This is a genomic window from Paenibacillus alkaliterrae (assembly GCF_021532375.1).
GTDB lineage: Bacteria > Bacillota > Bacilli > Paenibacillales > Paenibacillaceae > Pristimantibacillus > Pristimantibacillus alkaliterrae.
Genome location: NZ_JAKGAP010000007.1, coordinates 94154 through 120811, shown reverse-complemented (window position 1 = coordinate 120811; position 26658 = coordinate 94154). Strand labels below are relative to the sequence as shown.

30 protein-coding genes and 1 riboswitch are annotated in these 26658 nt (G+C 48.5%); of the genes, 2 read left to right on the top strand and 28 right to left on the bottom strand.

Annotated features, from left to right (window positions below; all coding sequences use genetic code 11):
- Nucleotides 1-61 precede the first annotated feature (61 nt).
- From L1N85_RS03845 to ald, 25 genes are all read right to left on the bottom strand, one after another.
- On the bottom strand, nucleotides 62-1198 hold the full coding sequence (locus L1N85_RS03845; RefSeq protein WP_235235318.1) for a D-alanyl-D-alanine carboxypeptidase family protein: 1137 nt from the start codon (nucleotides 1196-1198) through the stop codon (nucleotides 62-64).
- Between the two features lie 187 nt (nucleotides 1199-1385).
- Nucleotides 1386-1871: a GerW family sporulation protein gene (ytfJ, locus tag L1N85_RS03840; protein WP_235234873.1), complete on the bottom strand. Its 486-nt coding sequence runs from the start codon at nucleotides 1869-1871 to the stop codon at nucleotides 1386-1388.
- Nucleotides 1844-2536, bottom strand: coding sequence for a DUF2953 domain-containing protein (locus tag L1N85_RS03835; protein WP_235234866.1), 693 nt, complete (start codon nucleotides 2534-2536; stop codon nucleotides 1844-1846). Before L1N85_RS03835 ends, ytfJ begins: the two co-directional genes overlap by 28 nt.
- Before the next feature lie 58 nt (nucleotides 2537-2594).
- Nucleotides 2595-3197, bottom strand: coding sequence for an SMC-Scp complex subunit ScpB (gene scpB / locus L1N85_RS03830; RefSeq protein ID WP_235234864.1), 603 nt, complete (start codon nucleotides 3195-3197; stop codon nucleotides 2595-2597).
- Nucleotides 3166-3945, bottom strand: a complete 780-nt coding sequence (locus L1N85_RS03825; RefSeq protein ID WP_235234855.1) for a segregation and condensation protein A — start codon at nucleotides 3943-3945, stop codon at nucleotides 3166-3168. Before L1N85_RS03825 ends, scpB begins: the two co-directional genes overlap by 32 nt.
- Nucleotides 3946-3980: 35 nt before the next feature.
- Entirely contained in the window at nucleotides 3981-4451 is a 471-nt protein-coding gene (ribH, locus tag L1N85_RS03820; protein WP_235234853.1) for a 6,7-dimethyl-8-ribityllumazine synthase, read from the bottom strand.
- Nucleotides 4452-4473: 22 nt separating this feature from the next.
- Entirely contained in the window at nucleotides 4474-5709 is a 1236-nt protein-coding gene (locus tag L1N85_RS03815) for a bifunctional 3,4-dihydroxy-2-butanone-4-phosphate synthase/GTP cyclohydrolase II (protein ID WP_235234851.1), read from the bottom strand.
- 373 nt (nucleotides 5710-6082) lie between these two features.
- Entirely contained in the window at nucleotides 6083-6742 is a 660-nt protein-coding gene (ribE, locus tag L1N85_RS03810; RefSeq protein ID WP_235234849.1) for a riboflavin synthase, read from the bottom strand.
- Nucleotides 6743-6804: 62 nt separating this feature from the next.
- The gene (gene ribD, locus L1N85_RS03805; protein ID WP_235234846.1) at nucleotides 6805-7908 is read right to left on the bottom strand and encodes a bifunctional diaminohydroxyphosphoribosylaminopyrimidine deaminase/5-amino-6-(5-phosphoribosylamino)uracil reductase RibD; all 1104 of its coding nucleotides are present in this window, start codon (nucleotides 7906-7908) and stop codon (nucleotides 6805-6807) included.
- Nucleotides 7909-8130: 222 nt separating this feature from the next.
- A riboswitch (FMN riboswitch) is annotated at nucleotides 8131-8338 on the bottom strand.
- A 33-nt stretch (nucleotides 8339-8371) separates the two neighbouring features.
- The gene (locus tag L1N85_RS03800) at nucleotides 8372-8803 is read right to left on the bottom strand and encodes a peptidylprolyl isomerase (RefSeq protein ID WP_235234845.1); all 432 of its coding nucleotides are present in this window, start codon (nucleotides 8801-8803) and stop codon (nucleotides 8372-8374) included.
- A gap of 52 nt (nucleotides 8804-8855) precedes the next feature.
- A complete protein-coding gene (gene lysA / locus L1N85_RS03795) occupies nucleotides 8856-10187 on the bottom strand; it encodes a diaminopimelate decarboxylase (RefSeq protein ID WP_235234844.1) in 1332 nt (443 codons plus the stop codon).
- A 132-nt stretch (nucleotides 10188-10319) separates the two neighbouring features.
- Nucleotides 10320-11945, bottom strand: coding sequence for a spore germination protein (locus tag L1N85_RS03790; protein WP_235234843.1), 1626 nt, complete (start codon nucleotides 11943-11945; stop codon nucleotides 10320-10322).
- Between the two features lie 25 nt (nucleotides 11946-11970).
- Nucleotides 11971-12423, bottom strand: coding sequence for a stage V sporulation protein AB (locus L1N85_RS03785; RefSeq protein ID WP_235234842.1), 453 nt, complete (start codon nucleotides 12421-12423; stop codon nucleotides 11971-11973).
- Nucleotides 12392-13042 carry a stage V sporulation protein AA gene (locus tag L1N85_RS03780; protein WP_235234841.1) on the bottom strand — a complete coding sequence of 217 codons (651 nt, stop codon included), beginning with the start codon at nucleotides 13040-13042 and terminating at the stop codon, nucleotides 12392-12394. The genes L1N85_RS03785 and L1N85_RS03780 overlap by 32 nt, the downstream gene beginning before the upstream one ends.
- A gap of 114 nt (nucleotides 13043-13156) precedes the next feature.
- Nucleotides 13157-13912, bottom strand: a complete 756-nt coding sequence (sigF, locus tag L1N85_RS03775) for an RNA polymerase sporulation sigma factor SigF (protein ID WP_235234840.1) — start codon at nucleotides 13910-13912, stop codon at nucleotides 13157-13159.
- A 19-nt stretch (nucleotides 13913-13931) separates the two neighbouring features.
- Nucleotides 13932-14378, bottom strand: coding sequence for an anti-sigma F factor (gene spoIIAB, locus L1N85_RS03770; protein WP_235234839.1), 447 nt, complete (start codon nucleotides 14376-14378; stop codon nucleotides 13932-13934).
- Nucleotides 14375-14728, bottom strand: a complete 354-nt coding sequence (gene spoIIAA, locus L1N85_RS03765; protein ID WP_235234838.1) for an anti-sigma F factor antagonist — start codon at nucleotides 14726-14728, stop codon at nucleotides 14375-14377. Before spoIIAA ends, spoIIAB begins: the two co-directional genes overlap by 4 nt.
- Before the next feature lie 171 nt (nucleotides 14729-14899).
- Nucleotides 14900-16090, bottom strand: a complete 1191-nt coding sequence (locus L1N85_RS03760) for a D-alanyl-D-alanine carboxypeptidase family protein (RefSeq protein WP_407946314.1) — start codon at nucleotides 16088-16090, stop codon at nucleotides 14900-14902.
- Between the two features lie 236 nt (nucleotides 16091-16326).
- The gene (locus tag L1N85_RS03755) at nucleotides 16327-17667 is read right to left on the bottom strand and encodes a pyrimidine-nucleoside phosphorylase (protein WP_235234836.1); all 1341 of its coding nucleotides are present in this window, start codon (nucleotides 17665-17667) and stop codon (nucleotides 16327-16329) included.
- Nucleotides 17668-17730: 63 nt separating this feature from the next.
- Nucleotides 17731-17901, bottom strand: coding sequence for an aspartyl-phosphate phosphatase Spo0E family protein (locus L1N85_RS03750; protein WP_235234835.1), 171 nt, complete (start codon nucleotides 17899-17901; stop codon nucleotides 17731-17733).
- Between the two features lie 110 nt (nucleotides 17902-18011).
- Nucleotides 18012-18851: a purine-nucleoside phosphorylase gene (locus tag L1N85_RS03745; RefSeq protein WP_235234834.1), complete on the bottom strand. Its 840-nt coding sequence runs from the start codon at nucleotides 18849-18851 to the stop codon at nucleotides 18012-18014.
- 43 nt (nucleotides 18852-18894) lie between these two features.
- Nucleotides 18895-20103, bottom strand: coding sequence for a phosphopentomutase (locus L1N85_RS03740; RefSeq protein ID WP_235234833.1), 1209 nt, complete (start codon nucleotides 20101-20103; stop codon nucleotides 18895-18897).
- A gap of 51 nt (nucleotides 20104-20154) precedes the next feature.
- Nucleotides 20155-21045, bottom strand: a complete 891-nt coding sequence (xerD, locus tag L1N85_RS03735) for a site-specific tyrosine recombinase XerD (protein ID WP_235234832.1) — start codon at nucleotides 21043-21045, stop codon at nucleotides 20155-20157.
- 116 nt (nucleotides 21046-21161) lie between these two features.
- On the bottom strand, nucleotides 21162-21395 hold the full coding sequence (locus L1N85_RS03730) for a DUF4227 family protein (protein WP_235234831.1): 234 nt from the start codon (nucleotides 21393-21395) through the stop codon (nucleotides 21162-21164).
- A gap of 78 nt (nucleotides 21396-21473) precedes the next feature.
- Nucleotides 21474-22616: an alanine dehydrogenase gene (gene ald / locus L1N85_RS03725; protein ID WP_235234830.1), complete on the bottom strand. Its 1143-nt coding sequence runs from the start codon at nucleotides 22614-22616 to the stop codon at nucleotides 21474-21476.
- A 481-nt stretch (nucleotides 22617-23097) separates the two neighbouring features.
- Here ald and L1N85_RS03720 point away from each other — a divergent pair, with 481 nt between their 5' ends.
- Nucleotides 23098-24006 carry a S8 family peptidase gene (locus L1N85_RS03720; protein ID WP_235234829.1) on the top strand — a complete coding sequence of 303 codons (909 nt, stop codon included), beginning with the start codon at nucleotides 23098-23100 and terminating at the stop codon, nucleotides 24004-24006.
- A gap of 47 nt (nucleotides 24007-24053) precedes the next feature.
- Here the strand turns inward: L1N85_RS03720 and fur are convergent, their stop codons facing one another.
- The 3 genes from fur to L1N85_RS03705 form a co-directional block, all read right to left on the bottom strand.
- A complete protein-coding gene (gene fur / locus L1N85_RS03715; protein WP_235234828.1) occupies nucleotides 24054-24527 on the bottom strand; it encodes a ferric iron uptake transcriptional regulator in 474 nt (157 codons plus the stop codon).
- 61 nt (nucleotides 24528-24588) lie between these two features.
- Complete coding sequence (spoIIM, locus tag L1N85_RS03710; RefSeq protein ID WP_235234827.1) at nucleotides 24589-25239, bottom strand: stage II sporulation protein M; 651 nt, start codon at nucleotides 25237-25239, stop codon at nucleotides 24589-24591.
- Nucleotides 25240-25702: 463 nt separating this feature from the next.
- Nucleotides 25703-26266 carry an NUDIX hydrolase gene (locus L1N85_RS03705; protein ID WP_235234826.1) on the bottom strand — a complete coding sequence of 188 codons (564 nt, stop codon included), beginning with the start codon at nucleotides 26264-26266 and terminating at the stop codon, nucleotides 25703-25705.
- A gap of 97 nt (nucleotides 26267-26363) precedes the next feature.
- On the opposite strand from L1N85_RS03705, the gene mciZ reads away from it, so the two are divergent.
- Nucleotides 26364-26528: a Z-ring formation inhibitor MciZ gene (gene mciZ / locus L1N85_RS03700; protein ID WP_235234825.1), complete on the top strand. Its 165-nt coding sequence runs from the start codon at nucleotides 26364-26366 to the stop codon at nucleotides 26526-26528.
- Nucleotides 26529-26658: the final 130 nt, after the last annotated feature.

The following is a 26658-nucleotide window of genomic DNA, read 5'->3' as shown; positions in this document are numbered from 1 at the left end:
CCCCCTTGTACAGCTAAGCATTCTTAAGTGTTTAGAAAACGTCTCCCGCGTTTTCAAAACACTAATGAACCAATAAGGCATCCATTACTTTAATAATGGATTGACTTTGAACACTTCGTTCTTTTTGCCCTGAAGCTTTCTTGAACTCCGCTAATGACTCAATGGCTCTTTGCGACGTTTCCGGCAGCTGCAATCTGCGGCTTCCAGCGTCATATACAGGTACCGCACCAATTTTCAGACCATTCATATACCACTCGAGCGAGCCTCTTTCACCCAATGCAAAGCGTGTTGTCGTTGTCTCGTAAAGAACTAATTTCGATTGAACCGCGCTTGCTTCTTGCTTTTCAAGCGGGTATTTAAATGTCTGTCCTATCGCATAAGAACTATCCGCAATAGGCTGACCTTTATCCGCCAGCTGATGAAGAGGATAATGCATAAAGCCCCAATCGAGCATCTTGCGATGGTCTGCCCAATCGTCGCCATCGTTAATTGTAACAGCGACTAGCTGTTGACCATCTCGAGTTGCCGAGCTCACTAAACATCGTAAAGATTTTTTCGTATAACCGGTTTTAACGCCATCGGCGCCCTCGTACATAGCAAGCATTTTATTTTTGTTGATATAGCTGTATTCCCATTTCTCATGCGGATTTGGTACCTTCTTGACACGCGTTCTAACAATTTCGGCAAATACATCATTTTTTAATGCATATGCCGTTAGCTTAGCCAAATCATTTGCAGAAGAATAATGACCGTCTTCATCGAGACCGTGAGGATTTTTAAATTGCGTTTGCTTCAGTCCAAGAAATACAGCCTTCTCATTCATGAGATGAACGAAGCCCTCCTCAGTTCCGCCAACATGCTCTGCTATAGCTGTAGCCGCATCATTTCCAGATCTAAGCATTAGACCGTAAAGCATGTTGGATAAACTCATTTTCTCTCCAAGCTGAAGATAAATCGATGAGCCTTCTTTCCCGACCGCGCGCTTGCTTGTTTTTACCATATCGGTCAGTTTACCGTGCTCAATCGCTACGATAGCCGTCATAATTTTCGTCAAGCTCGCTATTCTCATCGAAGTATCACCGTTACTGCTATACAAAAGCCTGCCGGATTCGACATCCATTAGCGCCGATGCTCTCGCATGAGTACTCACCGAGTTAGGAGTCGCGCTAGCGTAGGATATGCTGCTTGTCCCATACATCAAGGCAAACATTAACCCTAATGCTGTAATCCGTTTAAACTTCTCAAAAAACATCGTTTAACTTGCCCCTCTCACAGCGTTAGTTGTTCAAGCTTCTGTTTTCCTGACTTAGTATATGCCTGTACACTTTGCTCTAGACGAAAAGCAGCTAACAAAAAATGAAAAACTGCCCTCTCGGGCAGTTATGTCATAAAAGATGATCTGTTGAAATGACGTTTTCTGCTATTACCGTTTGTGTCGGGTCCGCATACGGTGATGCGGTAGTCGACTTCTTCATCATCGACTGCAGTTTATCGAAAACATGCGGGGCTGAATCGATAACTCGCTCGATCAGATGGGTTTGACTATCTAACGGCACAATTTTCACGCCATGTGTTCCGACGACAAGAAATGCGATTGGGGTAATTGATACACCGCCGCCGCTTCCTCCGCCAAATGGCATGGATACCGAAGCATGATGGGCATCTGACTGTGTAGCATTTTTGTGATCGGCATCATCTAACCGAATATCGCTGCCCCCTGCAACAAATCCGAAGCCGACTTTCGAAATAGGCATAATAATACTGCCGTCAGGCGTTTGGACGGGGTCACCCACGATCGTATTAACATCAACCATTTCCTTGATGTTTTCCATTGCGGTTTGCATTAAGCCTTGGATAGGATGTTCTGCCATGCTTTGACGCCTCCTTTCACTTTCTTTATGCGAACTAATAACTGCAGTCCGGCAAGAATAGCATAACCGAAGCGGATTTGGGCTATGCATGATATTTCAGTTGTAAAAGCAGGCTGCTGATAAATCGGCTGCACATTCATTTTAGGTTCAGCATGAAGCTTCACCATTTGAGAAAGGATACCCAGAACAGATGTTTGCACGGACCATACGAATCCCGTGGCCATAGCCGTCCACATCGCATCCCCTGTTCCAACCGAGGTAGACCATTTCCATTCGTCAAGCCTAACCTTCGTCAACGTTCGTCTCACCCAGCCGGTAAGGTTTCGGGTCATTTGCAAAATAGTCTTCATCTTATCAATCGCATTTACAACCTTTTCAGCGTCAATATCATCGTTAAATTGCTTCCATGTATTAATGCCAGCGCTCGACGATGACACCTGCTCCTTAATCTCTACCGACGAACCCGTAAATTGGATTATCGGTATTTTATAGCGGTATCGGATAAGGCCGAATAAAGCTCTTACATTCAATTCCGCGTCGTCATTGATTCCAACCCGTCGCAAATGTCCTTTTATGACAACTGGAGAAGACAAGACTAGAGCGAAAATGAGCAAAAAAAAGAGACCGGCCGCCGTTATCCAACCGTAAGGGTAACCGAGCATCATGATGCTTCCTCCGTTTCCCTAATATGGGTTGAATATAGTATGACCCGGCGGTCAAATCTCATTCTTTAATTTCTTCAAATGTCATCTGACGTCCATCCAGACGCTCGAAAAGCAGCTGAGTTTGTTCCTCAAGCGCATCGTCTATATCGACATTTCCTGGCTCGGGAAGCTCTTTTATGGACGGCAGCCCAAAATAATCCAAAAATGATTTCGTTGTTCCGTACAAGATCGGACGACCTATTGCCTCCGCCCGGCCTACCTCTTCGATTAAATCCTTAGAGACGAGAGAGGCAATCGCTCGATCGCTCTTGACGCCACGAATTTCTTCTATAGCGACTCTAGTAATCGGCTGCCGGTAGGCAACAATAGACAAGGTTTCCAGCGCTGCCTGCGAAAGCTGTGAACGGGTAGGCGAATAGGCCATTCGCTCAAAATAAGGTGCATGCTCCGGATGGGTCGTGAGACGGTATGAGGCTGCTACCTCGGCAATTTGCACGCCTCTGCCTTCACGCTCCAAATCTCGCTGAAGATCGTAAACCAAATCGGATGCCAGCTCTGGATCCATCTCCAAAATATCTGCAAGCTGTCTCTTCGTCAAGCCTTCATCACCAGCCATAAAAAGCAAGCCCTCAATAATTGTCTTCAATTTCGGATAATCCACTTTCCGAAGATTCTCCTCTCCAATGAATAACGATATCCTCAAACAGCTGATGCTGGTAACAGCGTATATGCTTCATCTTCATAAGCTCAAGTATCGCCAGGAAGGTTACGACGACCTCATGCCTGTCCATGTTTTCACGAACCAGCTTCGAAAAGCGTACCGTTTCAAACTGCTTCAGTATGTCCATAATATCGCGGATACGGTCCTTTACCGATATTTCATCACGCTGAACCGTGGCGACGACATTTCGCCTAGCTGCACGGCGGAGAGCCTTCTGGAAAGCCAAAATTAAATCCGATACATGCAGGCCTTCAACCGGATTCACCTTCTCCTCCTTCATATAAGGAGTCATATCTTCCGGCTCTCTAGAATAAACAAGGCTGCGTTCGAATTCCTTCTCGCGCAGTTGCTCGGCGATTTGTTTGAATTTACGGTACTCTACGAGCTTCTGGATCAGCTCATCACGCGGATCTAAGCCGTCATCCGGCCAATCCTCGTAATCCTCCTCAAACACGGGAGGCTTCGGAAGAAGCTGCTTGCTCTTGATCGCCAAGAGGGTAGCTGCCATGACTAGAAACTCACTCGTCACCTCGAGCTCAAGCTCCTTCATTGCATCCAAATATTCCATGTATTGTATGGTTATCTCGCTGATTGATACTTCATGGATATCGATCTCAGCCTTGTCGATTAAGTGCAGCAATAGATCCAGCGGTCCCTCAAAGGAATCCAGCTTATAAAGCACCGACACATCTGTTTCCTCCCGCCTAGCCTTTGCTCAGCAGCTTAAGCCTGCAATTGCTTGGTCAAATTCGCCATTTCAATTGCGCTTGCCGCCGCTTCGTATCCTTTGTTCCCTGCTTTCGTGCCTGCGCGCTCTATCGCTTGCTCAATGGAATCTACAGTCAAAACGCCAAAAATCGTTGGAACCCCCGTTTTCAATGCGATTGCCGCTACTCCTTTTGCAGCTTCGTTGCAAACATAATCAAAATGTGGTGTTGATCCACGTATTACAGCCCCTAAAGTAATAACGGCATCATATTTACCGCTTTCCGCCATTTTTTGCGCAATCAACGGAATTTCAAATGCGCCTGGTACCCAAGCTACGTCTACGTCTTCCTCCTGTGCACCATGGCGCTTAAAAGCATCAAGCGCACCTCCAAGCAGCTTGCTCGAAATAAATTCGTTAAACCGTCCTACGACTACTCCATATTTTAAACCTTCCGATACTAAATGTCCCTCAAAAACGCGTACCATTTTATAATCATCCTTTCGTTTTTCAAATGTTGTAATCCTGTTCCTCGAACCGAAGCAAATGCCCCAGCTTCGACTTTTTTGTACGTAAATAGCCGTTATTGTCTTCATTCGCATCCATTTGAATCGGTACGCGTTCGACAACCTCCAGCCCGTAACCTTCTAGACCTTTAATTTTACGAGGATTGTTTGTTAGCAAACGCATTTTTCGAATGCCAAGATCCTTCAAAATCTGCGCGCCAATACCATAATCTCGCAAATCGGCCGGAAAGCCAAGCTTTAAATTTGCATCGACGGTATCAAGACCTTGCTCTTGCAGCGCGTAAGCCTTTAATTTGTTAATAAGACCGATGCCCCTGCCTTCTTGCCTCATATAGAGAAGAACGCCGCTGCCCGCCTCGTCAATCTGTTTAAGAGCCGCTTCCAGCTGCGGACCGCAATCGCAACGGTGAGAATGGAAAACGTCTCCCGTCAAGCATTCCGAATGCACACGCACCAATGAAATGCCCTCTGGATCGATATCGCCTTTGACAAGGGCCACATGCTCTTTATTGTCGACGATATTCGTATAGGCAATTGCCCGGTACGTACCGAAATCGGTAGGCAGCTTCACATCCACTGCGCGTTCAACTAGCTTTTCTTTTTCATTGCGGTAGTGAATCAACTCTTGGATCGTGATCAGCTTTAAATCATGCTTTTTTTTAAAAACGATTAGGTCCGGCAGACGCGCCATCGTTCCATCTTCATTAATGATTTCGCAAATGGCGGCTGCAGGCGATGAGCCGCACATAACGGCCAGATCGATCGCTGCCTCTGTATGCCCAGCGCGTCGAAGCACGCCGCCCGGTTTCGCTATGAGCGGAAAAATATGCCCCGGTCTCCTGAAATCCGCCGCCTTCGTCATCGGGTCGATGAGCGCCTTCACCGTCTCCGACCGTTCATGCGCCGAGATTCCAGTCGTTGTCCGGATATAATCGACAGAAACGGTGAAAGCCGTACCATGATAGTCGGTATTATGAGAGACCATGGGAGGTAAATCCAGCTCTTCCGCACGCTCTTGTGTAATCGGTACACATACCAGTCCTCGCGCTTCCGTAATCATAAAATTAATAATCTCGGGCGTGGTTTTGTCAGCTAATGCGATGAGATCGCCCTCATTCTCACGATCTTCGTCGTCTACGACGATAATCGGCTTTCCCAGCTTAAGATCATTTAGCGCCTCTTCAATACGATCAAATGTTATCTGGTCTGTTTGTTCCATATAAAATTCCCTCCTTAGTGACAACCAAACCTTCAAAGGCTTCTACTACCAAACCTTCAAAGGCTTCATCCAAACCTTCAAAGGCTTTCGAACCCTCCCAAACCCTCCCTTCCAAGGGAGGGCCCCAAGGGTTGCACCCTCTGGACACCCGCAATTGGACTAACGTAAGAGCAGCAGAGGAGGTTGTGTGATGCATTTGGGTAGTGCTCGCTTTCGTCCCTGAGGGACACGCTTCCTCTTTTACGCGCCTGTGCCACCTGTTCCTGAGTAACGTTGGCGGAACAGAGACGGTTTTGTGATGCGTTTAAGTAGTGCTCGCTTTCGTCCCTGCGGGACACGCTTACTGTTGGTGAAAATTTGTACGGAGGATCGATTATAAGAATCCATTTTCCATTAAGAATGATGTTGTAAGCTTGGACTTGGATCCAGCTGCTTCGGATTGCTTGAAATGGAGAAGGTGGTCGACGTATTTGCCGATCACGTCGCATTCGATATTGACTGTGTCTCCCGCATGCTTGTGCTGAAGAGCCGTTTCGCTTAGCGTGTGCGGGATTATGGACACCGTGAAGCTGTTGGTTGAGGTGTCAACAACAGTCAGACTAATTCCGTCTATTGTGATGGAACCCTTCGGGATGACATATCGCAGCAATCCCGGATCATCAAGCTGGATATTAAACACGACTGCATTTGCATCCGTTTTGCGGGTCGATATTTGTCCGATGCCATCGCTATGTCCCTGCACGATATGACCTCCGAAACGCGCTCCCGCCTGCATTGCCCGCTCGAGATTAACACGTTCGCCAGGCCGAAGCCGGTGAAGGCTTGATTTGCGATACGTTTCCGGCATGACGTCCGCCGAGAACGAGGAACGATCAAATGCCGTTACCGTCAAGCAAACACCGTTTACCGAAATGCTGTCCCCCAGCATGACCCCCTCAGTAACACGGGTTGCTCCGATAACTAAACGCATAGCCTCCCCCACTTTCGTTATCCCTTTCATCTGTCCCATTTCTTCAACTAATCCGGTAAACATGGACGTCCTCCTAAAGAGCATGCGTAAGCAAACTCACTTCGTAACATTTTTACTAATCTGGCTTACTTTTTGTAAACCGGGTAACCGGTAACGCAAATGTCTTCGCCGGCCATTTCAACCTTTACTTGCTCCAGCTCAATGGCATCTGCCATTTTCTCGAATCCGTTGAAGCTAAAGGTTCCAGGCGCCTGTTCCCCGCCGATTATTTTGGCGGCGAAGTAGAGCATGATTTTATCGATTAACCCTGCTTCGAGCATTGCGCCATTTAACAAACCGCCGCCCTCGAGCAAAATCGACCCGATCTCAAGCTCGCCAAGCTTCTGCATCGCTATCTCTAAGTCTACCTTCGCTTCGTTTCCGCATTCCATTACCTCAACGCCGGCAGCTTCTAACGATTTACGCTTATCGACTGCTGCATGGCCCGAAGCTAGTACGATCGTTCGAATGGACCGATCCGTTACTACCCTCGCGCTCAAAGGCAGTCGAAGAGTGGAATCCACAATAATTCGAACGGGATTGATCGCCGGCACTGAGGCACGAGTGTTCAACAGAGGATCATCAGCCAGAACCGTGCCGATTCCGACCATGATAGCCTCATGCTGATGACGAAGTGTATGCACCTGTTCACGGGCCACAGCCCCTGTGACCCAGCGGCTGTCGCCGGTATGGGATGCTATTTTGCCATCCAGCGTGCTTGCCGTTTTTAAAGTAACGAAGGGCATTTTGGTCGTAATATATTTATTAAACTTTTCGTTCATTTGTTGAGAATCCTGCTCAAGTACACCAACGGCTACGTCAATTCCCTCTTCGCGCAGCCTCGAGATACCTTTTCCGGATACCTGCGGATTCGGATCGCCCGCTGCCACGACTACTCTAGCTGCTTTTGCGGCAATGATCCGTTCGCAGCAAGGAGGTGTTTTGCCGTAATGGCTGCAAGGCTCTAAAGTGACATACACCGTTGCGCCTTCCGCTTCATCTCCAGCCATTTGAAGCGCGTGCACTTCGGCATGCCCCGTTCCGCGCTTCAGATGTGTACCGATGCCAATAATCCGGCCTTCCTTTACAACAACGCAACCGACTACGGGATTTATACCTGTCTGTCCGGCGGCTTTAGCGGCTATTTCCAATGCTAATCGCATATAATATTCATCGTTTAAAATATCCATAAAATAAAATCACCCCTGTCGGCATGCTTGCCGACAGGGGTGATGAAAGAAACCTGAGAAAACAACGACAAAACCGACCTTCAAAGAGAGCATTAAGAAGCCGCTCTTAAAGAAACCGTAATCGCTACGGAATCGGTTCGTAAAATACGCTAATGAAACAAACCTATTTCACTTGTGAAATAAAACACAAGCTAATAAGCATGAATGATATAGCTGTCGATGCCTCTCCTTCTCCCATCCAGACTGTACTGTCGGTCCCGGATTTTCACCAGGTCCACCGTTCCGATTGATATATGAGCATTGACTGCCAATATAACCGTTCGGCCCGGGTCACGGACTGACGGGTAGCACAGGAAGTATGGTTGTCCAATCCTTCCTGTGCTACCCGATCACCGCCGGTTGGGAATTACACCCGACCCCGAAGGAAAGCTGCACTTACATAATTATAGTAAGTATCTTACCATTAAACTTCGACAACTTCAACCTTTTCCATCTTGTCTCCGCCTTTAAAAGCGTCAACATACTCCATACCCTTTGCTACTTTGCCGAAAACGGTATGACCGCCGTCAAGATGCGGCTGTGGAGCGTAGCCGATATAAAACTGGCTGCCTCCTGTGTTGCGGCCTGCATGCGCCATAGCAAGCGATCCGCGCTCATGCTTGTTCGGGTTGATTTCACAGTTGATCGTGTAACCAGGGCCGCCTGTACCAGTGCCATTCGGGCAACCGCCTTGTGCGACAAAGCCCGGAATAACGCGGTGGAACGTCAGTCCGTTATAAAAACCGTCATTAGCCAGCTTTTCGAAGTTTGCTACGGTGTTCGGCGCGTCTTGATCGAATAAATCGATTACGACCGCTCCGCCGTTTGCTAGTGTAATTTTTGCCTGTTTTGCCATTGCTGCATCTACCTTTCTTTATCCGAATAAGACTACGTTACCAATATTGCCCTTATTTCGCAAGCGGTGATTTTTGAAGTCTTGCCGGAATGACGTCATTGCATACGATATTTTCAAGCGATTCCCGCTTAACGGCAAGATCCGCTTGCCCGTCCTTAACGAAAACGACAGCAGGACGGCGAATTCGATTATAGTTGCTTGCCATTGCATAATTATAAGCACCTGTACAGAAAACAGCAAGCAAGTCGCCATTTTCAGCCTTCGGCAGATCAAGATCCCAAATCAGCATATCTCCGCTCTCGCAGCATTTGCCTGCTACGGAAACCGTCTCTTCTTTCGGATCATTGGCACGGTTAGCCAGAACCGCTTCGTACTTCGATTGATAAAGCGCTGGGCGAGGGTTGTCCGTCATTCCGCCGTCAACGGCAATGTATTTGCGAACGCCCGGAATCGTTTTGCTTGTACCAACGGTATACAGAGTTGTACCTGCATCGCCAACCATGCTCCGGCCCGGCTCAACCCAAATTTCCGGCAGCGGAAATTCCGCTTTCGAGAAATTCGAAATGATGGCGCCTGTAATGGCAGCTACGTATTCGCTGATTGGAAGCGGAGTATCGCCTTCGACATAACGGATGCCGAAGCCGCCGCCAAGGTTGATGACCTTAAAAGTAAGCCCAAGCTCATTACGTACAGTAACCGCAAAATCAGCAACCTTGTCCACTGCCATGCGGAAGCCTTCAACTTCGAAAATTTGCGACCCGATATGAGAATGTACGCCCAATACGATTAAGTTAGGCAATGCCATCGCTTCTTGGATCGCTTGCTTCGCAGCTCCGTTGCCCAGATCAAAGCCGAACTTCGAATCCTGTTGGCCTGTCGAAATATAATCATGTGTATGAGCTTCTACTCCTGGCGTAATACGAAGCAATATGTTAACCTTCTTGCCTTTGTCGCCAGCGAGCGCATTCAACAGCTCAAGCTCAAGGAAGTTGTCGACTACGAAGCAGCCGATACCGGCATCAAGCGCCATGTTAATTTCTTCTGGCGTTTTGTTATTGCCATGGAAATGGATACGCTCGGCAGGGAAGCCCGCTTGCATAGCGGTATAAAGTTCACCGTCGGATACAACGTCAAGCGATAGTCCCTCTTGCTCTGCAATCGCACACATGGCCATTACGCTGAACGCTTTGCTTGCATAAGCGACTTGAAATTTAAGTCCGGAAGCTTTGAAAGCCTCGACGTATTCGTTCGCGCGTTGACGAACCAATGCTTCATCGACAATATATAGCGGCGTGCCGAACCGGCTCGCCAAATCAGCGGCATCGCAGCCGCCTATTTCCAAATGACCGTTTGCGTTAATTTTACTAGTTCCATGCAGGTACATATATTTCCCCTCAGCTTTCTTCCATCTGCATACAGATAGAACGGATAGAATTTGCATCAATAGCACCAGTATAACGCAATCTTCCCGCTGGAGAAATGGATAAATTCACATTTCATTTGCATTATTGTGAATTTACTCCGTGCTAGGCATCTTATCCCGCTGCTGCGGTTTCAAAATATTCGGGCGATAGCGGTTATACAGCACAGGCTGCCTAATGATTATGCCCCACACCGCTCTCATATCGAAAGGTATGATCGGCCACATGTATGGACGGTTGAAGGAACGCTCACAAACCAGCATCAGCAAGATCGCCGTCGTAGCAATAACAAAACCCGGTACACTAAAGGCGGCAACCGCGACAATTAAAACCAGCCGTACGATCCGATTGGCTAAGCCCAGCTCATAGCTCGGCGTGGCAAACATGCCGATCGCCGAAACAGCCATATACAAGATAACCTCGTTCACGAAAACGCCGGTCTGTACCGCAATATCGCCGATTAATATAGCAGCGACAAGCGACATTGCCGTTGCGAGTGACGAAGGAGTATGTACAGACGCCATTCGCAGCAGGTCAACACCGATCTCAGCCAGCAAAAATTGAACGAATAACGGAAGCTGACCCGTTTTGGACGGACCCAAAAACTCAAGCGCAACAGGTTTAATCTCAGGATGCATAACGAAAAGCAACCAAAGCGGCAGCATAAACAGCGATGCGAAAATTCCAAGAAATCTAACCCAGCGCAAATACGTCCCGATAAACGGGGTTTGTCGATTTTCCTCCGCATGCTGAATGAGGTCTGTATACGTTGTCGGCAGCGTCATTACGCTTGGAGAGGTGTCTACGAATACAGCTACGGAGCCTTCAAGCAAATGGGCAGCTACCGTATCCGGCCGTTCTGAATACCGTACAAGCGGAAATGGATTCCAGCCTCGTTTTACAGTGGCCTCCTCCAATTGTTTATCGGCAAGCGGCAAACCGTCAAGCTTCACCATCTTTATTTTGTTTTTAATGGATTTCAACAGTTCCTTGTCGACTAAATCATTGATATAAGCAATACATACATCTGTTTTCGTCCTCTCGCCAACCTGTACAATTTCATATCGGAGCTGAGGGTCACGAACGCGTCTCCGGACTAAAGATACGTTCACCATTAACGTTTCGACAAAGCCGTCCCTGCTTCCGCGAACGACCTTCTCGAGCGAAGGCTCCTCCGGACCGCGGGCCGGGAACTCCTTGGCATCGATCATAATAACACTGGATTCGCCATCGATAAATAATGCCGTTCCGCCAGACAGAACGCCTGACAGCATTTTGTTCCAATCATCCTCCTTCGTTACCTGAGCGGCCGGTACGTACAAATCGAGGAAAGAATGGAGCGCATGACTCGACAAATCGTCAGGCTGAAGGAAGGTTAGCCGATTGAGCACTTCGGTAAGCAACGTATCCTTCACTAGCCCGTTCATACATAGCATGGCGGTACGTTTATCGCCGAACGTCATTTCCCTTACGACGACGTCAAAGCTAGTTTTGTACCCAATCTCATGCTCTAAACGCCTCAGCACATCATCCAACTGATTGGGTATGTAGTTCTCCTCTCCGTCTTCCAATGACATCGAGCTTGTTTTCTTGATTCGCATTGAAGCAGGAGCAACCGATTCCTCGCGCTGTTGCTCCTCGGTTATTGCCGGAGGATAAGGAGGCATAGCGTGTTTATCTCCCTGCTCCTCATGTCCTTGCCCGGAGTGTGAATCTCTCATCTGCCTTCACCTCATTCATAATGAATTACCATTGAAATACGAGCCAGTCGAATAAAGAACCTAATGTTTTACCTATGACCATTGCCATCACAAGCGCAACCATATAGTTGGATAGATTCATGCGTTTTGCCAAAATAGGCAGCACGTTCATGACTTCAGTCAAAGCAGCCGCCAGCATTCCGACAAACATCCCGTCAATCAATCCCGCTCCGCTAAGAATGAAACCTGACGGCAGTGCTAATTTCCAATCCAAAAAATCAGCGAATGTCCAATACAAGGATCCGCATATGATCGCTGTCTCAAACCATGCCGACATCCGATAAGCATAGGCGATTTGGGCAAGACGGGGAATAAGATCCAGCACGATTAGCAATGCAACTAATCCGCTGCCCACCGCTATACCTCCCGCCAAACCGAGGAGAGCAACGAATACATTAGACAGCCCGTTAATCATGCCGCTTATCCTGCGTTTGGTCATAGTCCGCCTTTTTGCGCATCTCATCGGCGATCACATACGAGTTTACATTTTCCTGATACATGTAAAGCTCGACCTCAAGCGGGTTAGGCTCCTCATTAAACCGTTTGCGGAACAAGTGGTTAAAAAATAACACCATGCCAAGTCCGATTCCTAATGAATACGGAATTTGGAACCATAATGGATGATCGGTACGTTTCCCTGTTATAAGCTCGACGATACGGATATGAACCTCCTTCATGCTTACATCCGTATGGAAGTTCATGATCGCAAGCCCGGACCCAAAAAACAGGAGCAGCCACGAGAAGATGAGAAGTGGAATGCGCGGCTTCACCTGCTTCTCCGCTACCATGACAAGTACCTGTGGATCTCCATAGGCCTCAACCGTTAAATCCGGCATCCGCTCGCGGATTATTTTTACGATTTGCAAAAGATCGATGACAACCCGATTGCCATCGGCTTTTTTATGCTCATAGAGCACAAGCCCTTTCAATTGTTCCTCGATCGAATCATTTACGGCAAGCAAGCGGGCTGCCTGGCCTAACGTGACGCGGTGTTCCGGCTTAATGTAAATTCTTTTTTTGAGGCGCAGATAGAGGACCGCTTGTTTGGATGCTTCCATCTGTCAGCTTCCCTTCTGCCATAACGCTGGTGTATGTTTCCCTTTTAGTATGAGAAAAGGTCGATTCGTATACTCATGCTAGGAGAGGTAAAAAATGGAAAAGACCAAACCGCCTTAAAGGGCGATTTGATCTTTAATGGATTGCAATATTTTTTTCTCCAGCCGCGAGACCTGTACCTGGGATATGCCAAGCCTGGTCGCTACTTCGGATTGCGTCTTGTCGCGGTAATAGCGCAAATACACGATCAGCCGTTCACGCTCGCTCAGGCCTTCGATCGCTTCGACAAGCGCAAGCTTATCGAACCATCGCTCCTGCGATTCGTCTGCAATTTGGTCCATTAGCGTAATGGGATCGCCATCGTTCTCAAATACGGTTTCGTGTATGGACGTTGGCGGTTTATTCGCTTCCTGGGCGAATACGACATCCTCCGGCGTTATGCCAAGCCGCTCCGCAACCTCGCTAATGGTAGGCAAGCGCCCTAGAGTCTTCGAAAGCTCGTCCTTCATTTTACGAACTTTATTCGCCGTTTCTTTGAGGGACCTGCTTACCTTCAACGTACCATCATCGCGCAAAAACCGTTGAATTTCCCCAATAATCATCGGTACCGCATAGGTGGAAAATTTCACATCGTAGGACAAATCGAATTTGTCCACCGACTTCAGCAATCCTATACAACCGATCTGGAATAAATCCTCGGGCTCATAACCGCGATTTATGAACCGTTGAACAACTGACCAAACGAGCCGTATATTGCATTGAACGAGTGTATCTCTTGCAAGCGTGTCGCCGGACTGACTTAGCGCTATGAGCCGCTTTACTTCCGCATCGTCCAAGTAAGGCTGGGCCGTTTGCTTTAGATTGACATCCATGAGGCTCAACCCCTATGCGCTAATTGTAGAGCGCTTTTTTCGATTCGATTCGCTTCAGCATCGCAACTCGCGTTCCGCCGCCTACCATGCTTGAAACCTCGAAACGGTCCATAAAGTTTTCCATAATCGTAAAGCCCATCCCTGAACGCTCCAGCTCAGGCTTAGATGTAAAAAGCGGCTGCCTTGCAAGCTCTAAGTCTTCTATTCCCCGTCCATTATCCGACACTGTGATGGAGACGGAATCGCCTTCGATTCTCGCCTCAATTGACACCTTGCAGGAGATATCGCTTTCGTAGCCGTGAATAATCGCGTTCGTTACAGCTTCAGACACGGCCGTCTTTAAATCATTCAGCTCCTCTAGCGTCGGATCGAGCTGTGACACAAATGCAGCGACCGCGATTCGTGCGAAAGCTTCATTTTCCGAGCGGGCGCTGAAGGAAAGCGTCATTTCATTCGATCCGTTCATGACACCACCTCCAAACTGGAAATTGCGGTACGTTCATTCTCGTGAATCGTTAAAATTTTAAACAGGCCCGAGAGCTCAAACAGGCGATACACGCTTGGATTCACATCGCATACGACCATTTTGCCGCCCTTGCTCTTTACCTGCTTGTACCTGCCCAGAATGACCCCTAGACCGGAACTGTCCATAAATTGCAAATCCTTTAAGCTGAGGATGACATGATCGCTGCTTCCTCGAAGAAGGGCCTCCTCCATCTTAAAGCGAACGACATCAGCCGTATGATGATCCAGCTCTCCCCGTAGGCGTACGATCAGCACATTGCGGTAATGCTCCAATTCTGCTTGCAGACTCATAAAGCTGTTCATCTCCTCTAGGTTTTTTCAAACTTAAACATGCCGAGATAGAACTAGCAATTCTCCAAAATAGAGAGTGATTCCTGCTTGCCGACAAAACTAGAAGCATAACGCTATCAGCTGACAAAAAACGAGTTGATTAAATGACTAATACAGTCTGCAGGTTCCAAATTAAGTAAACAAACCCGAGACCGACCGTTTAAGCAGCTTCCACCAGCCTGCACGCTCTATGGATAATGGGGCGTCAACGTCAAACTCCTTCAACACCTTATCGCCTTGATAGACGACCAGCTTGCCGATTGGCTGACCGATTTGGATAGGAGCTTTCAAAGGCCCATCGATTTTCAGCTCATAACGGATGTCCTTCGTAGCGCTTCCTTTTTTCAATAGCACGCTATACGCATGTTTCGCAACAAGCGGCAGCTCCGGCGCTGTCCCCTTCTCGATCTGCAGCGTCCCCATCGATTCGCCTTCTTTGATGATCGAGTGATTCATATATTGAGCGAACGAATAATCGAACATCTGAGAAACTTCGGCATTTCTTGTTTTCGTATCGGGCTCTCCCATCACAACGGCAATTACCCGCATATTATCGCGCTTCGCCGTTGCGGCGAGACAATACTTCGCTTCGCTAGTAAAGCCCGTTTTCAAGCCGTCTGCACCGCTGTAAAATCGAACGAGCTTGTTCGTATTCACGAGCCAGAAAGGCTTCTCCGACGTCTTGCGTAAATAATCCTGATACATGCCCGTGTATTTCGTTACTTCAGAGTGCTTTAGCAGCTCCCGTGACATGACTGCGATATCATGGGCAGATGAATAATGATTCGCGACCGGCAGCCCATTTGGATTCGCAAATTGTGTATCGTTCATTCCGAGCTGCTGCGCGCGTTCATTCATCATAGCTACAAATTGTTGCTCCGTGCCTGCAAGCTTCTCTGCCATCGCAACCGATGCATCATTTCCGGAAGCCAGCGCGATGCCCTTGATCATGTCGTCCACCGTCATCTCTTCGCCCGCTTCAAGGAATATTTGCGAGCCGCCCATGGATGCCGCATATTCGCTTGTCTGAACGTTGTCGGTTAATTTGATCTTTCCGTCATCAAGAGCCTCCATAATAAGAAGAAGCGTCATCACTTTCGTAATACTCGCAGGCGGCAGCTTATCATGGCTGTTTTTCTCGTAAATTACGGTTCCAGAGTCCGCATCCATCAAAATGGCCGATCGGGCCGAAGACGCCAAATTAACGGCAGGGGCTTGATTGCCGGGTGCAGGCGCTGGCTCAACCGTCGCAAATGCAGCCGTCGGTATTGCAATAGCAAATGCGAGGATAAGTATACATAGCTTGATAGATCGATTTTTCAACAAAGTTCCCTCCTGAAAGTGTTGTCATTGCAGTGGCATAATTCGGTTATATTTTCCTTTTCAGTGTTGACCTTTATTCAGAAAAATATTCCAAAACGATGAAGTAAAATGAACTCCGTCTCTAATTCCGCCAAGCGTAAACGGCTGACGCCTTCCTTTGGCGGCTAAAGCTCGTTTCGCGGTGAAATTTAAGCAAAAAAAATCCGCTCCGGCGATCGGAACGGATGACTAGCTTCCTATGAATATGTGCTATATCTCGTTATGCCTTCAGCGGTCACGACAGAAAGCAGGAGCGCACGCGCTTCCGGTTTCACGTCGCTTAGCGTGTAAGCCTTCCTTACGCGTTCCGCAACCTCATGGACAGACTCGTTATGATCACGCGCATGAAGAACGGCAAGTGAATCGCCGGTTTGTACGGCATCCCCGACCTTCTTGCGCAGCTTAACGCCAACAGCATAATCGATTGCAGCATCCTTTGTTGCCCTGCCAGCCCCAAGGAGCATAGCAGCAAGCCCTAATTGCTCAGCTTCTATCGCTTGAACATAACCTGCTCCATCCGACCTTATCTCAACAAGAACCGGCGCTTGAGGAAGTCGCGACGGGTCATCGGCAATCGTATCATCCCCGCCCTGAGCCGCGACGAACGCTATAAATTTCTCAAGCGCTGCCCCGTTGTCAATTTGTTCACGCAACAGCATCTTCGCCGCCTCAACCGAATCGGACTTACCGCCTAATACGACCATGTGAGCGCCTAACGTCAAACAAAGCTCCGTTAAATCCTCTGGCCCGTTGCCTTTCAGCGTTTCGATCGATTCCTGTACCTCAAGCGCATTTCCGATTGCAAAACCAAGCGGTTGATCCATATCGCTTATAACGGCCGCCGTGTTTTTGCCAACCTCAGTACCGATATCCACCATGGCCTTTGCAAGCTGCTCCGACTGCTCCAGCGTCTTCATGAATGCACCGCTGCCTGTTTTCACATCCAGTACGATGGCATCCGCGCCCGCTGCAATCTTCTTGCTCATAACTGAGCTTGCGATGAGCGGAATGGATTCCACAGTCGCCGTAACGTCTCTAAGCGCATAAAGCTTCTTGTCCGCTGGAGCCAGGTTGCCGCTTTGGCCAATAATCGATAATCCAATTTCACTTACCTGCGACATAAATCTCTCCCGCGACAGTTCAGTCCGGAAGCCCTCTATCGATTCAAGCTTATCAATTGTGCCGCCAGTATGCCCAAGTCCGCGCCCAGACATTTTGGCAACGGGAATGCCGACAGATGCGACGAGCGGAGCTATAATTAATGTCGTTTTATCCCCTACTCCGCCGGTACTATGCTTGTCCACTTTAATTCCGCTGATCGGCCCAAGATCGACCTGGTCGCCGGAATTAGCCATCGCAAGCGTAAGCGCCGCAGTCTCCCGAGGCGTCATTCCTCGAAAAAAAACGGCCATTGCCCAAGCGGAGAGCTGGTAATCCGGAATGTCACCGCGCGAATAACCGTCTATTAAATACGTTAATTCTGAGGCGGTCAGCTCGCCGCCGTCTCGCTTCTTCTGAATAAGATCTACCGATCGCATGTTGTCCTCCTTAAAGTTTTGCGAATGCAAAACTCCTTCGTAAGCGTGTGTTTCGTTCATCGGTTAGTTCGCGCGCGATAAGGCATAACGCTCTCTCTGCACTTGAACGATAATCTCATCAAGCGATTGGCTTAACAAGATGACGTCGCGGTGCAGTAAATTTTGCTTCAGTAGAGCTGTTTCCTCCATCTTATTACGCAACTGCTCCATCCGTATGAGTAATTGCTTATCCATATGCTCGTCCACTCCATCATTCTTTGATCATGGACATTATACGACGAACCACAAAAAAAACACTGTCATAATGAGTCGACCCGAATGTTACAATTCTGTTACAAAAAACATTACATGGAAGCGATTAAGGCGGTAACAAGTCCCAGAAATTGGGACTTGACTCGTTCCGTCGTCTCCATCACCTCAGCATGCGACAGCGGTTGATCCAAAATACCCGCGGCCATATTGCTAATGCAAGAAATTCCTGCTACTTCTATTCCCGAATGGCGCGCGGCAATCACTTCGGCAATAGTCGACATTCCGACAGCATCGGCACCCAATATGCGCAGCATGCGAATTTCAGCAGGCGTTTCATACGTTGGTCCAAGCAGGCCTGCATACACCCCTTCGCGCAATATAAAGCCTTGGCTTACAGCAATCTCCCTTGCTAACGCACGCAGGCGCTTGCTGTATGCTTCAGACATATCAGGGAACCGCACGCCAAGCTCATCGTCATTAGGACCGATAAGCGGATTTTTGCCGGTTAAGTTGATATGATCGGAAATAAGCATAAGGTTGCCGGCATCGTAATCGGTGTTGACGCCTCCGGCTGCATTCGTTACGAGTAAGGCATGAACGCCAAGTGCTTTCATGACGCGAACCGGGAAAGCCGTAAGCTCGGGACCGTAGCCCTCGTACATATGGAAACGACCGCGCATCAACAGCACGGTTTTTCCGGACAAGGTTCCGATAAGCAATTCTCCCGCATGACCTTCCACCGTGGAAATCGGAAAGTGAGGGATGTCATGATATTGAATCGTTACCGCATCTTGAAGATGGTCGCCGAGAACACCGAGTCCCGAACCCATAATTAGACCGATTTCCGGTCTTAACGATGTTTGCTGTTCGATAAATTGCGCTGCTTCCTTAATGTGAGAAGCTGTTAATGCTGCCAAGGTAAAAGCATTCATAACAAATTCCTCCTAAAATATTATCGATCTAACCGGCAATCATTCATTCGGTGATGCCTGCCTCATTCTCCATCTTGTCCAGCTCATTCAAAAAGCTGGTCCCGTTCGGCGGAGCGACTACTCCGAAATTGTCCGCGATCGTCGCGCCTAAATCCGAGAAGGTGGAACGGATCGGCAGTTGCCCGGGACGTTTAAATGAAGGGCTGAACAACAAAATCGGGACGTACTCGCGCGTATGATCCGTTCCGGGATGAGTAGGATCATTCCCGTGATCAGCCGTGACAATCAGAAGATCCCGCTCGCCAAGCTGCCGCTCCAGTTCAGGAACGGCTTTGTCAAACTCCTCAAGCGCCGCTGCATAACCCGCAGGATCGCGACGATGGCCGTAAAGTGAATCGAAATCAACGAGATTGGTGAAAAGGAGCCCTTTGAACGGTTGTTTAAGCTGCTCAATCGTTCTTTCGATCCCGTCCGCATTGCTTTTTGTAGAAGTTGCGGCGCTTATCCCTTCTCCATCGAAAATATCGTTTATTTTACCGATCGCAATGGTGTCATAACCAGCCTCCTGCAAAGCATTCAGAACAGTTGGCTGCGGCGGCTTTACAGCATAATCATGTCTGTTCGTCGTTCGTTTGAAGGCGCCGGGCTTCCCGGTATATGGTCGTGCAATAACCCGACCGACGGCAAAGCGCTCATCCATCGTCAGCTCTCTCGCAATTTCGCAGGCACGATACAGCTCCTCTAGAGGAATAACCTCCTCATGCGCCGCGATTTGAAATACGCTGTCCGCAGAAGTGTATACGATCCACGACCCGGTTTCCATTTGTTCGGCGCCTAGCTCATCCAAAATCTCCGTACCGCTGGCAGCTTTGTTGCCGATTACTTTACGGCCTGTTCGTTCTATAAACGGGCCAAGCAGCTCTGGCGGGAATCCATCGGGGAAGGTTTGAAAGGGGACGGTTATCGCAAGGCCCATCAGCTCCCAATGTCCGGTCATTGTATCCTTGCCGACCGAAACCTCAACCATTTTTCCAAAGTAAGCTGCCGCAGGTTCATAAGACGGACTCCAGTTACTAAGCTGAGCTATCCGGTCAAGTCCCCATCTTCTCAAATGGGGAAGCTGAATATCGGGCACGCGGTCAACGATATGCCCTAATGTGTGCGACCCAAGATCACCGAAAGCTTCCGCATCCGGCAGCTCGCCGATGCCGACGCTGTCCAATACGATAACCGCGATTCGCTCAAATTTCATAAGTATGACTCCCTTCGCTGCCTCGAGGTTTGGCCTGTTCTTCTGGGCCGATTATGCGCGAGGATGCGCATTGCTGTAAACATCCCTCATCCGCGTCTTGGAATTCTGCGTGTATTTAAGTGTCGTCGAAATATCCGCATGACCAAGCAACTCCTGAACGGCGCGGATATCCGCGCCGTTGTCCAGCATATGAGATGCAACTGAATGTCTAAGCGTGTGAGGCGTAATCGCATCCTCTATGCCGGCTTCCTTCGCGTACTTTTTTATCGTCTTCCAAAATCCTTGTCTTGTCAGACGCGTTCCCAAGTGATTAAGAAACAGGGCGGATTCCGACTTCCTTCCAGTCTTAAGCTCATCCCTGCCCGTTTGCAGATAGTCCTTCAATGCCTCATTCGCCAGCTTGCCGAACGGGACAATTCTTTCCTTCAAACCTGTACCAATACACTGAATATAGCCAAGCTGTAAGTTAACATGCTCCATATTTAGCGACACCAGTTCGGTTACACGGATTCCTGTTGCATAGATGAGCTCGAGCATGGCCTTATCCCGTTTTCCGCTTGCGTTGATACAGCTGGGGGTCTCGAGCAAAAGGCTCGTTGCAGCGACGCTCAGCACGCTTGGCTGCCGTCTCTCCTGCTTCGGCGATTCCATATAAACGGATGGATTATGTACGATGATTCCTTTAATCACTAAATAATGAAAGAAGGCACGGATAGAAACAACATGCCTTGACAGCGTCGCCGCTTTCCTGCCTTGATCCTTTAAATGCTGCATATATCTGGAGATGTGATGTCTTTGGATAGCTGACAGCTCATTCTGTCCTATCTCCTCTATATAGGAAACAAAGCAGATTAAGTCACGCTCATAAGAGGAAAGCGTATTTGCGGAAAGCCTTCGCTCCTCCAATAAATAGTCGATATAGCTTTTCAAATATGCTTTCATTGGACTTCCTTTCACTACCGGCACGTTACGGATGGGATTATTCTACAAAAAGATTCAACGTTCGACGTGTGAAATCCTGCTTGCTCAAACAATCTGTGCAGCATGCGCCTTAAATGCTACTCCCCGTACCAATAAAACCAACGAAGCCGATCGGCCATTTTACTGCTGTCTGGCGGACCAGGCTCAGAAATAAACACTTTTAGCGCATCCCCCTCGGGCACCCGGTAAGGATGAACGGGCGATAGCGCCTCTGCAAGCCAGCGATAGCCCCCGGTTACCGCTAACAATAAAACGGAAAAAACAACAATAAATACAACACGGCTCGTCCAAGTACGTATCGAAAAAATCATGAACACCAGCCTCCTCTATTAGGTCGATAAGGTTGCTTATCCGTATCACCATATGAAGAGGCTAGTGCGAATATACCGTCAAAGCTGCAATCGGTCGTAAGGGACGCTGTCTAACCATTTTTCAAGCGGAGTAAATGGCAGGTTCGTAGCTGCAGCAACCGGTTCATTCGTCACCTTGCCTCTATGGGTGTTCACCCCTTTTTGTAGAGGCACGCTTTTGCGAACGGCATCCATACCTTGATTCGCCAGCTCTAACGCATAGCTTATCGTAACGTTTGTTAATGCGAACGTGGATGTCCGGGGAACCGCGCCTGGTATGTTCGCTACCGCATAGTGAACGACTCCGTGCTTCATATAAATAGGGTCCTTGTGAGTAGTAGGCCGGTCTACGGTTGCGATGGAACCGCCTTGATCGACAGCCACATCAACGATAACCGCCCCTTTTTTCATACTCTGAACCATTTGCTCCGTCACGAGATGTGGAGCGCGTGCGCCCGGAATAAGAACAGCTCCTATCAATAGATCCGCTTTGGACACTGCTTCCGCAATATGATACGGACTGGACATCAGAGTTTGTATCCGGCTGCCAAATACATCGTCCAAGTAACGCATCCGATCGGCGTTTCTCTCTAAGATCACCACGTTCGCACCCATGCCAAGCGCTATTTTCGCAGCATTCGTGCCTACAATTCCACCGCCTATAATGACGACTTCTGCCGGTTGCACGCCAGGTACACCTCCAAGCAGAACGCCTCTCCCGCCGTTAAACGCCTCCAGAAACTGCGCGCCCACTTGGACGGACATTCTACCTGCGACCTCGCTCATCGGCGTTAAGAGCGGTAAACTGCCATTGGCAAGCTGAATCGTCTCATATGCAATTGCAGTTACACCATTATCGACTAATGCCTTCGTCAAATCCGGCGCAGCCGCTAAATGCAAATACGTAAACAGCAGCAAGCCATCCCGAAAGTACCCGAACTCCTCCGGCAACGGTTCTTTGACCTTCATGACCATATCGGCTATGGACCACACCTCCTCAGCTGTACCGACCACTTCAGCGCCTTCTCGTTCATAGTCTGCATTCTCAAAGCCGCTTCCGTTCCCGGCTCCTGTTTCGACGAGAACTCGATGTCCGGCAGCTGCCAATACAGTCACTCCTGCAGGCGTCAAGGCTACACGGTACTCACTTTGTTTCATTTCCTTCGGGACTCCGACAATCATACCCTTCTCCTCCTCTTATCATGATTCAGCACAGCTCTCTTCATAATCATTCTCTTTCTATGATGTATGAACGGTTTGGACCAAATGATCGTCAAGAACGGTAATCACATCAAATTTATACTTTGTTATATTTCAAAAAATATGTGCGCAGAAGGCAGTTACCCATACGCAAGCTTTGTCGTCCCCATACACTGATATAGCCAAATGCCAGATTAAGGAGGCTCCGACTTTGTCAAAGCTTGAAATCACGCTTAAAAGCTGTGCTGCCTGCAAGCCTTCTCGACATACCTTTCGCCAATTAATCATTCTGCGTACCATGAAATCCTATAATCGCTGTCTTAAGCAATTAAGAACAGCAGGTATATATCCATTTAAAACCGTTCCAAACTGCCGAATGATTGGGTGCCATTTTGATATCCGCAGCTCTTGGCGGGACTTACTCACTCATCCCCAAGTCAGACTAGTGGAAAAGGATCTTAAGTTGCGAGCTCATGGATTAGAAAGAAATAAATGCAAGGCACGCCGCAGCCGCTCTTTGCCGCTGATTACTCGTGCAACAGCTCCAGCGCTAATCACATGGAATATAAATCGCATCAAAGCTCCGAAGGCTTGGAAAACAACACGCGGCCATGGCATCAAAATAGCCGTTATCGATACGGGAATTGCAAATCATCCAAATCTAAAAATTGCAGGAGGGATAAATACAATCGATGGCGGCTCCTTTGCGGACGACAACGGGCATGGAACTCATGTCGCCGGTATTGTGTCCGCAGCAGGCATTCCTGGAAAAATAATAGGGACAGCGCCTGAGGCCGCTTTGTACGCGGTCAAAGCACTTGACCGAAATGGTAACGGATATGTATCGGATATTATCGAGGGGATTGATTGGTGTATTCGAAAAAAAATGAAAGTCATCAATATGAGCTTAGGTTTATTGGGCTCTGAAAGCAGCGAGAGCTTGCATGCAGCCGTAAAACGAGCCGCAAAGCAAGGCATTGTCATCGTCGCTTCGGCCGGGAACTCCGGGAGCACAAGCGGCAAGATCGATGAGCCGGCTTCTTTTGCCGAGACGATTGCAGTTGCCGCCTCTAACCGCTCAAATCAAATAGCGGATTTCAGCAGCAGAGGGAAAGGAATCAGCATAACGGCTCCTGGTAAGAAAATATGGTCAACCTGGCTTGGCGGCACCTATTCGGTGCAATCCGGCACGAGTATGGCGGCACCGCATGTGGCTGGCGGCGCGGCTTTATTGATGGCAGGAAAAGCAGGATTAAGCCCCTTAGCCGTAAAGACTCGCCTGCGCCGGAGCGCCATTAAATTAAAGGGCTACGGGACCCGTTCCCAGGGCTCGGGATTGATGCAGCTCGATCGCATATTCTTGTCCAAATGAGTGCCAAAACGGCCTTGCCGTCCAGAGATGCTGGGCAGCCAGGCCGTTTATTTTTGATTGTCATTTGGTTTTGTTTGATCATTCTTTTCTTTGCAACGACGGCATACACCTTGAAAATCCAGCCTATGATCGACTACAAAAAAACCGTATTCCAGTTCTAAACGTTCTTCAAGCGGCAAAAGCCAGTCTTCTTTTATTTCATCCATTGATCCGCATTGTACGCATATTAAGTGATGGTGATGATGCTTGTTACTGTCAGTACGCAAATCGTACCTGGCAACCCCATCGCCGAAGTTCAACTTTTCGACAACATGCATTTCACTTAGCAATTCCAATGTCCGATAAACCGTTGCAAGTCCGATTTCTGGCGCCTTATCTTTTACTAGCATAAATACATCTTCAGCGCTCAGATGGTCGTCTTCGTTTTCAAGAAGAACACGAACCGTAGCTTCACGCTGCGGGGTTAATTTGTAGCCCTGCGACTGCAACTGTTGTTTAATCTTCTCAATCCGGGCCTCCATGATTTCCCCCCTACCACATGTCTGCACCTATTTCAGGAAACGTTTCCTCTCATTATAGGTGCTAACCTGCAGGAAAGTCAAACATTTTGGCGTCATAATGCGGGTCAGCCGGCAACAGAAGCGGTGAAACCCAACTGATCAGGGATGGAGACAAATAGGCCTCAAACAAGGCTGCTCCAGCAAAAATAATGAGCATAAGCATCGCAGTAGACGTGAACGAACCGAGCTGAGGCGCCAGATCGCCTTTTTGCTGCAACAGTCTGTTTTTGATGACAAACATCGAGAATGAAATGGCTGCCGCGCTTGCGATGATCATCGCCGGAACGGCAAGGATGTTTTGCGGAGCAATCGACACAAGCGAAAACAGTACGCCCTTCCAAGCGTATTGATTAATCAGCGTACCCACTGAAAATCCTACCAAAGCACCCTTAAGGAAATTCAGGGCCAGCACCCCAGGAATACCGACCACTGTAATCCCCAGCAGCCATAAAATGATGAGCCATTTGCTATGAAAGATAAAACGTTCCCAAAACGATGCTGCATCGCCTGTGCCGATTCCCGCATTCATTAGCTGCACATACTGGTCTATGTCCCGAGCAAGTTCCTGCTGCTGTTCAAGCGTCAATGCATTCACCATCAACGCACCAAATATAACGCCCACAACGAACAATACCGAAACAAATACATATAATGACAGTTGATTTTTGATCATGGCCATCCAACCTTTCTGATGCTTCACCCTGCCCTCGAGGGTTTTTCTGCCAAACCTTCAAAGGCTTCTACCCAAACCTTCAAAGGCTTTCGAACCCTCCCAAACCCTCCCTTCCAAGGGAGGGCCCCAAGGGTTGCACCCTCTGGACACCCGCAATTGGACGAACGAAGGAGATGAACTGTCGCTCGCGTGATACGTTGGAGCATCGAACGCTTTCGTCCCTGCAGGACACGCTTTCTTTGGGATCTCTTGTGGTACCTGAAAGTGCAACGGTAACGCAGGTGATTTAGAGACGGTTGTGAGTTTCTTTGTATTTAGGATCGCTTTCGTCCCTGAGGGACACGCTTCCATTCGAAAACAGAATGAGTGAGTGAGTGAGTGAGTGAGTCTTAAAGATGAGTGAATTTTAAGGGTTGTCTATTTTACTATATGAGGGTTTGGGGGGAGGTATGACGGAGGTCGGCTAGAGCCGACCTGTCAGGGTGTAGAGCTTCCAGGCGTAGACGGCAAGGATGGTTTTGGCATCGCTTATACGACCTTCTTGTATATAGGCTTCCGCTTGCTCGAGGGTGATCGCTTCTACTTTGAGATTTTCGTCCTCGTCAGGGCTTTGGACGCCTTGCTCGACTTGGTCAGTGAAGTAGACATAAAGCTTCTCGTCGGCGAAGCCCGGTGACGTGTAGAACGAGCTTAAAAGCTTGAGGTTGTTTGATCGGTAACCGGTTTCTTCTTCTAGCTCGCGGGCTGCTGCTGTTTGCGGATCCTCGCCCGGATCGAGCTTGCCTGCCGGAATTTCGATTTGGAATTTCTCAAGCGGCTTTCTGAATTGCTCAACGACGAGAAGCTTGCCGTCTAATAACGCCATAACGGCAGCGGCGCCTGGATGCTTGACGATCTCTCTTGTCGCCGTTCTTCCATCTGCCAGGGTAACGGTGTCTACCTGCAAAGATATCATTTTACCCGTAAATATCGGGTCCGTTTTTATCGTTTCCTCACGCCACAGCGCATTCTCTTGCCTCTCATTCATCTTATCTCATCTCCTTTATTTCCGTATATCGAGTTCGCATAACTTGTCCGGCACCTGCATATCTATCATTATATCAAATCGACAGGGGCGGATTATTATGAAACAATATGTTGCTTTGAACCATTTACGTCTTGTAGGAAAAGGCTGGGAAATACGTCATCAGCTGCGCAAATTATCTGCAGCCTCGCTCTCAAAAAGCCCATTGTCCGAGTACACGAACATAATCAGCGTACGCCGGATTCAGTCAGGCAAAGAACGCTGATTGTCTACAGCTTCCAGACAAAAACCCTCCATCCTGCTTCAGCCTGCGCTGGACAATAGGATCGAAGGGCTTTCTGTCATGTCGCAACAAGTAAATTCAAGTAACAAAGCTGGAACAGCATGTTAATCTC

Excerpts from the sequence above, each read along its gene's own strand:
- L1N85_RS03705 (WP_235234826.1), bottom strand. The coding sequence starts at position 26,266 with ATGAATGAGAGGCAAGAGAATGCGCTGTGGCGTGAGGAAACGATAAAA.
- fur (WP_235234828.1), bottom strand. The coding sequence starts at position 24,527 with ATGGAGGCCCGGATTGAGAAGATTAAACAACAGTTGCAGTCGCAGGGC.
- xerD (WP_235234832.1), bottom strand. The coding sequence starts at position 21,045 with ATGAAAGCATATTTGAAAAGCTATATCGACTATTTATTGGAGGAGCGA.
- L1N85_RS03755 (WP_235234836.1), bottom strand. The coding sequence starts at position 17,667 with ATGCGATCGGTAGATCTTATTCAGAAGAAGCGAGACGGCGGCGAGCTG.
- ald (WP_235234830.1), bottom strand. The coding sequence starts at position 22,616 with ATGATTGTCGGAGTCCCGAAGGAAATGAAACAAAGTGAGTACCGTGTA.
- L1N85_RS03800 (WP_235234845.1), bottom strand. The coding sequence starts at position 8,803 with ATGGCAAAACAGGCAAAAATTACACTAGCAAACGGCGGAGCGGTCGTA.
- L1N85_RS03740 (WP_235234833.1), bottom strand. The coding sequence starts at position 20,103 with ATGAAATTTGAGCGAATCGCGGTTATCGTATTGGACAGCGTCGGCATC.
- L1N85_RS03835 (WP_235234866.1), bottom strand. The coding sequence starts at position 2,536 with ATGATGCTCGGTTACCCTTACGGTTGGATAACGGCGGCCGGTCTCTTT.
- L1N85_RS03845 (WP_235235318.1), bottom strand. The coding sequence starts at position 1,198 with ATGTATGGGACAAGCAGCATATCCTACGCTAGCGCGACTCCTAACTCG.
- L1N85_RS03750 (WP_235234835.1), bottom strand. The coding sequence starts at position 17,901 with ATGGATAAGCAATTACTCATACGGATGGAGCAGTTGCGTAATAAGATG.
- L1N85_RS03790 (WP_235234843.1), bottom strand. The coding sequence starts at position 11,945 with ATGAGAGATTCACACTCCGGGCAAGGACATGAGGAGCAGGGAGATAAA.
- L1N85_RS03730 (WP_235234831.1), bottom strand. The coding sequence starts at position 21,395 with ATGATTTTTTCGATACGTACTTGGACGAGCCGTGTTGTATTTATTGTT.
- ribD (WP_235234846.1), bottom strand. The coding sequence starts at position 7,908 with ATGGATATTTTAAACGATGAATATTATATGCGATTAGCATTGGAAATA.
- lysA (WP_235234844.1), bottom strand. The coding sequence starts at position 10,187 with ATGTACCTGCATGGAACTAGTAAAATTAACGCAAACGGTCATTTGGAA.
- sigF (WP_235234840.1), bottom strand. The coding sequence starts at position 13,912 with ATGGATGTCAATCTAAAGCAAACGGCCCAGCCTTACTTGGACGATGCG.
- L1N85_RS03785 (WP_235234842.1), bottom strand. The coding sequence starts at position 12,423 with ATGACCAAACGCAGGATAAGCGGCATGATTAACGGGCTGTCTAATGTA.
- L1N85_RS03780 (WP_235234841.1), bottom strand. The coding sequence starts at position 13,042 with ATGGAAGCATCCAAACAAGCGGTCCTCTATCTGCGCCTCAAAAAAAGA.
- ytfJ (WP_235234873.1), bottom strand. The coding sequence starts at position 1,871 with ATGGCAGAACATCCTATCCAAGGCTTAATGCAAACCGCAATGGAAAAC.
- L1N85_RS03745 (WP_235234834.1), bottom strand. The coding sequence starts at position 18,851 with ATGAATGCTTTTACCTTGGCAGCATTAACAGCTTCTCACATTAAGGAA.
- ribH (WP_235234853.1), bottom strand. The coding sequence starts at position 4,451 with ATGGTACGCGTTTTTGAGGGACATTTAGTATCGGAAGGTTTAAAATAT.
- spoIIAB (WP_235234839.1), bottom strand. The coding sequence starts at position 14,378 with ATGAACGGATCGAATGAAATGACGCTTTCCTTCAGCGCCCGCTCGGAA.
- L1N85_RS03815 (WP_235234851.1), bottom strand. The coding sequence starts at position 5,709 with ATGGAACAAACAGACCAGATAACATTTGATCGTATTGAAGAGGCGCTA.
- spoIIAA (WP_235234838.1), bottom strand. The coding sequence starts at position 14,728 with ATGAGTCTGCAAGCAGAATTGGAGCATTACCGCAATGTGCTGATCGTA.
- mciZ (WP_235234825.1), top strand. The coding sequence starts at position 26,364 with ATGAAACAATATGTTGCTTTGAACCATTTACGTCTTGTAGGAAAAGGC.
- ribE (WP_235234849.1), bottom strand. The coding sequence starts at position 6,742 with ATGTTTACCGGATTAGTTGAAGAAATGGGACAGATGAAAGGGATAACG.
- spoIIM (WP_235234827.1), bottom strand. The coding sequence starts at position 25,239 with ATGATCAAAAATCAACTGTCATTATATGTATTTGTTTCGGTATTGTTC.